6 protein-coding genes are annotated in these 4,548 nt (G+C 41.2%); 2 read left to right on the top strand and 4 right to left on the bottom strand.

The window, feature by feature from the left end; genetic code table 11:
- Nucleotides 1–132: 132 nt before the first annotated feature.
- Nucleotides 133–414, bottom strand: a complete 282-nt coding sequence (locus tag VC188_RS11685) for a transposase (protein ID WP_028819441.1) — start codon at nucleotides 412–414, stop codon at nucleotides 133–135.
- 62 nt (nucleotides 415–476) lie between these two features.
- Nucleotides 477–1,073: a hypothetical protein gene (locus tag VC188_RS11690; RefSeq protein ID WP_323484077.1), complete on the bottom strand. Its 597-nt coding sequence runs from the start codon at nucleotides 1,071–1,073 to the stop codon at nucleotides 477–479.
- A 195-nt stretch (nucleotides 1,074–1,268) separates the two neighbouring features.
- Between VC188_RS11690 and VC188_RS11695 the strand changes: the two genes are divergently transcribed.
- Both VC188_RS11695 and VC188_RS11700 read left to right on the top strand, forming a co-directional pair.
- The gene (locus VC188_RS11695) at nucleotides 1,269–1,892 is read left to right on the top strand and encodes a hypothetical protein (protein WP_323484078.1); all 624 of its coding nucleotides are present in this window, start codon (nucleotides 1,269–1,271) and stop codon (nucleotides 1,890–1,892) included.
- A gap of 57 nt (nucleotides 1,893–1,949) precedes the next feature.
- A complete protein-coding gene (locus VC188_RS11700) occupies nucleotides 1,950–3,050 on the top strand; it encodes an FAD-dependent oxidoreductase (RefSeq protein WP_215324838.1) in 1,101 nt (366 codons plus the stop codon).
- Nucleotides 3,051–3,416: 366 nt separating this feature from the next.
- Here VC188_RS11700 and VC188_RS11705 read toward each other — a convergent pair whose 3' ends face one another.
- Together VC188_RS11705 and VC188_RS11710 are read right to left on the bottom strand one after the other, a co-directional pair.
- Nucleotides 3,417–3,989 carry an HXXEE domain-containing protein gene (locus VC188_RS11705; protein WP_323484079.1) on the bottom strand — a complete coding sequence of 191 codons (573 nt, stop codon included), beginning with the start codon at nucleotides 3,987–3,989 and terminating at the stop codon, nucleotides 3,417–3,419.
- An 86-nt stretch (nucleotides 3,990–4,075) separates the two neighbouring features.
- A partial coding sequence (locus tag VC188_RS11710; RefSeq protein ID WP_323484080.1) for a hypothetical protein occupies nucleotides 4,076–4,548 on the bottom strand: 473 nt, incomplete at its 5' end.

Raw genomic sequence — 4,548 nt, forward strand, 5'->3', positions numbered from 1 at the left:
CTTCGTCATCTCTAGGCAATGGCATATAGCGATACGCTGCTCTAGATAGCCCCACTAAACTGCAGGCAGTCCGCTCAGAGATAGAATGCTGGTCCATGAGCAGCTGCGCTGCATTTTTACGCCTAGTAGGGCTTAGAAGTTTCCCTTAATGACTTCCTTGAGCATCACCTCTCGTAGTGATAAGTCCGCTACGAGCTTCTTAAGCCGGGTATTTTCCAGTTCCAGATCTTTGTACTTACGAGCTTGATCAACCTTCATGCCGCCATAAATCTTGCGCCAACGATAGTAGCTTTGCTCTACCGTTCCCACTTCTTTACAGGCCTGGGCTAGGGTTTTGCCATTGGTGGTTAAAACATCGATTTGACGCAATAAGGTGACGATTTGCTCGGGTTTAAGACGTTGACCTTTTGCCATATTTAGCACTCCTTTAAGGTGAAGATTATCAAAAATCCTCTCTTCTGGAGTGGTACTAAAAATCAGGTCAGTTCATTTGCCTCTACAAAACCATACAGCCCACTAGTAATAAATTGCTTGTAACCTAACCCAAGAACATAGCCACTGACTTGCGCTTTATTAGACGGAGAAGAGCAGCAGTTTGTTTGGCTGTATTGCACAGACTGGCTTGAATACCCTAACTTAGTGTAGGCTAATTTATCCTGACCAATTGCATATCCTGGTGTAATGAAGATATTGAAGCGATTAGAAATAGTAAATTTATAGTTAAAGGTGGGGCTATTTTTAATTGAAGGATAGTAGAAAGTAGTTGGACTAGTCTCCTGTGTCAAGGCTGAGTAATCAACCCCAAAACCTAAAGTGAAATTATTTTGTACTGGGAATAGATAGCCAAGACCCAAGACTAGAGGAGCTGAACTGCTAGTTATGTTGACGCTATTAGTAGTATTAGGGGCTCCCCCGTAGTTGGTACCGATCAATTGTGCAGAACTCACCCTGTTATCTTCATAACCAGTAGAAATCTGACCGTATGCACCAACAAACTGACTTTGGGCAAAGGCTACGAAGCTAAAAATTAATCCTGAGCAAGCAAGCAATAACTTTGATTTTTTAAATTTCATACTATCTTCAATGAATCAACAGAAAAATTTCGAATGGTGAAATGTAGCACCTATGAGCTCTAAAACCATGGAAAATACGTTCACATATCGCCTTAAGTCATCAATGACCAATCCCATATATTATTTGGGCAGTAGAGCGTTAGTATTGAATCCTTTATTTCGTGTTCCGCTTTTAACCTTTCAAGCCCTATTGATATGAATTCCTACTCTGAAATCTCATTTGCTGAATCAAAGCAAGAGCGCTCTCAAAAAACACTAGTAGATATCCTAGATGCAGCTGAGCAAATAGTTATAGAAGCTAATCCAGACTTATTTACTAGTAGAACGCTAGCGCAAAGATCGGGTTATGCATTAGGCACTCTAGTGAGACGTCTCAACTCAATAGAAAATGTGTTTTTATGGGCAGTCAAAAAAGGTCGGGATCGAAAGTTTCAAGAATTCTCAATCAGCATCGCTCAATTTGATGTCCATACACCTATTGATGCTTTTGCCGAGAATATGGTTGATACAGCATTTTTGAACATCCAACGTACCAACCCTGCGGTAATGTATTTTTTTGAGAAACGCTTTACTAAGATCAATGGCCTCACGCAAGATTACTTTGCCTACATGGATTCACTAGTCGAGCCTTATCTTGTGGCGGCTAGCAAAAATCAGACAAATACCTTTCGGGTGCTATCAACAAGTGAGGCGTCTTTACTGATAAGACAGATCTGCTTGCTCGTGGAAAGACCTTTTATGGAAGGTAACCCCATTGCAGGCACTCAAGAGCATCGTAGCATTGCAATCGACACGATCATTAGATTGCTGGCAAAGTAACTCATTTATAGGCTGACTTGGTTTAGTATCACTTTATTTTATGGAGTGATATGCGCCATGACTCAATCTCTTGAAACCCGAAAAATTGCTCCGCCAGCGTTTGGGTCTACCCATTTAGGCGAAAGGATTCTGTGTTATCGCCCCATGAAACACGGTATGCCCAATTTAAGCATTGAGCAACAGGAAGATAAAGTGATTGCCCATAACTATGGGCATGGCGGTAGCGGTTGGACACTAGGGCCTGGTTCGGCAAGGTATGTCAATTCACTATTAATTGATTCGCTGCTGGGAAAGGATTTATCTGATAAATCCACCCCGATCGCCATTATTGGGGCTGGCCTAGTTGGACTATTTACTGCCTATGATTTAACTAAGCGAGGTTATAGCAATCTCACTATTTATGCTGAAAAGTTAGATGCCCTAGCCTCTCATTACGCTGGTGGTTTATTAGCTCCTGTCTCAATGGATAACGACCATGAGATGCAGCCCGTCATCGATCAAATTGGGATTGATGCCTATCGCTTTTATGATGATGTCGCCAGAAATAACAATACTGACTTCAAAAGAGGTGCTCGCTTAGTTCCTAGCTACTTTAATAGTCGTGAAGATTCAGGTCTTGAAGCGTATGTTGGCAAAGTCATGAAACCCGCTAAAGAAGTAATGCTCGATTTTGGCAATGGCACGACCCGCCAGATGGTCGTCTATGACGATGGTATTTACATGAACACAGCTCTACTCATGGCTGAATTACATGATTTCATCAACACTAATCAGATCCCTATCGTAATCGGGAAAATTGTTACCTTTGATGAGCTGAAGGAGAAGTTCATCTTTAACTGTAGCGGACTGGGTGCTGCTGAATTAAATCATGATGCTGCCCTAGTTCCGGTTCAAGGCCATTTGATCATGTTAAAAAATCAAGTTCCTGAGAATATGAACTACATGATTTTGGTTTACTTTGGTGAAGACAGGACGGAAGCAAATCAAAAGGTAAAACGCTCTTTTTATATCTTCCCAAAACATTTACCCGATTCTACCCCACAAGATATTGGCGTCATTGGCGGCACCTTTATTGAAGGTGGTAGTGCTGATAAACCTAATCTTGCAGAATATGACTTAATCATTAAGGAAGCCAATACTTTTTTTGGAATAAATTAATCCATAACTGACACTATTAGCTTCAGTAATTTTGCCGGTTTACCCTACAAAATATGATCAGATCAATATATCGAAATCAACACGGGTAATTACAAGGTTTCAGCTATTTGGCCTGCCCAGCACGATTCGAACGTGCGACCTACGCCTTAGAAGCTTAAAAAATGAGCTAAAACAACTAGTTAAACAATGGGATCAAGGTGTTGGCTTTTGGTGTGGCATAGGCACCGAGATCAGTGGATCGGGGTGGAATTGGGTGGCATTCACAGGCAGTTGGATGGTCGGCTATCTAATTTGTCGGGTAAACCGACAAAATATGATCTCGGGTCAATGGGAAGAATTAACTAGCCTAGAAAGATAGGCCTAAGACTATTGAGCATTCGTGTTTAGTTGTTTACGCCTTCTTAGAAGATACCCCATGATGCTCACATGTATTAATACTGCTATAGCGATTCCTAGATATTGAAATGCGCGATCACTATCAAAATTGACTCGATAAATTGTATAAATGCCCAAAGGCATGAACAAAATAAGAGCAGTAATAAGTCCCGGGTTATAGGCGCGCAAAACGAACCCTGCTAATACATGAACGATAGCATTTACTAAAACAAGGTAGGTTGCTATTAGTCCATAGCCTAGATCTACATAGAAAGCCAAATACAGAGAAACAGCAATCACTCCCCAGACTCCAAAAATATTGATTACAAAACCTGCTTTGTGGGTTAATAAGTTCTTGCCATGCCCTAGATGATTATTGATAAAGACTCTAAATCGGTCACCATCCCACTCTTCATACTGGTGCAGCATATAGATAGGCAAAGTCAAATAGAAAAGCTTGAGCTCAGTTGACCAAGCTAAAGTCAGCAGCGGCATTAATAACAGCAGGAGTAGTCCCGCTAAAAGGCCGCCATAAACCCAATTTGAATAGATTCTGTTCATCATCAGACTCACCCTACTCTAATATTGATCAATAGCCAAATAAAAAACCACTCCAAGGTGGTCTCTTACTCAATTCTATATAGATTGGTTTATAAACCTATCGTATAAGTCGCCAAGACAGTTGTTGTGGAAACTGCCTGATAGGCTTCTTGTCTGTAGATACCTGTAATACCGACTCTTTGATTCTTCTCAATATCATAGTAAGCCCCAACAGTTGCTGTAGGTCTAGTTTTGACTGGATTGGCATTAAAGTTCACTGGCGTTAATGTGCCAATGGATGCATTGGTAGCTGAGTAAGTGCCATTAGCAGTATTGGTATCGGTTTCGACACCGGCACTAGCAAAGGTCATTACTTGTGGAATCACTCGATAACTAGCCCCTACTCCAGCTAATGCAGTAGTTGCATTGGTATTTAGAGCTGAATAAGTTAATGGTGGACCCTGTAAATAAATTTGTGTAAGTTCCCTCGGCCAATTAACCTTCACAGAAGGATAGCCACATGGAACATCACACAATGGATCGTAGTAAATTACAAGCCTTAGCCAACGAACTAGCCAAGGAT

The organism is Polynucleobacter sp. MG-28-Ekke-A2 (genome assembly GCF_035012985.1).
Taxonomy (GTDB): domain Bacteria; phylum Pseudomonadota; class Gammaproteobacteria; order Burkholderiales; family Burkholderiaceae; genus Polynucleobacter.

Coding starts and splice junctions, on each gene's coding strand:
- VC188_RS11685 (WP_028819441.1), bottom strand. CDS start 414: ATGGCAAAAGGTCAACGTCTTAAACCCGAGCAAATCGTCACCTTATTG.
- VC188_RS11690 (WP_323484077.1), bottom strand. CDS start 1,073: ATGAAATTTAAAAAATCAAAGTTATTGCTTGCTTGCTCAGGATTAATT.
- VC188_RS11695 (WP_323484078.1), top strand. CDS start 1,269: ATGAATTCCTACTCTGAAATCTCATTTGCTGAATCAAAGCAAGAGCGC.
- VC188_RS11700 (WP_215324838.1), top strand. CDS start 1,950: ATGACTCAATCTCTTGAAACCCGAAAAATTGCTCCGCCAGCGTTTGGG.
- VC188_RS11705 (WP_323484079.1), bottom strand. CDS start 3,989: ATGATGAACAGAATCTATTCAAATTGGGTTTATGGCGGCCTTTTAGCG.